General features: G+C 64.1%; 1 protein-coding gene. It reads left to right on the forward strand.

All coding sequences use genetic code 11. The annotated features are described in order from the left end of the window. On the forward strand, positions 1-281 hold a 281-nt coding region (locus FS507_RS16860), incomplete at both ends, for a hypothetical protein (protein WP_186314766.1).

Genomic DNA, 281 nt, shown 5'->3' on the forward strand with positions numbered 1-281 from the left:
GGAGGGGGACACCAGGGAAGGGTGGGTCAGCGAGGAGATCTGGGACTGGGTGGACATGGTTGGAGGGATGTGGGAGGAGTTCGGCTGCGGGGAGGGAGTGGAGGGGGTGGGGGAGATGAGGGATGAGGTGATGGAGGTTGTGGATGGGGAGGGAGATGGGGAGGAGGTCGTGGGGGAGGTGGAGTGGGGGGATGGAGAGGATGAGGGTGGGGAGGTGGGTAGGAAGGATGTGGGGATGAGTGAAGTGCGGGGGTGGCTCGAAGTTGTGGTGGGAGTACAGA

The organism is Corynebacterium glyciniphilum AJ 3170, assembly GCF_007673095.1.
In the GTDB taxonomy this organism is placed as follows: Bacteria; Actinomycetota; Actinomycetes; order Mycobacteriales; family Mycobacteriaceae; genus Corynebacterium.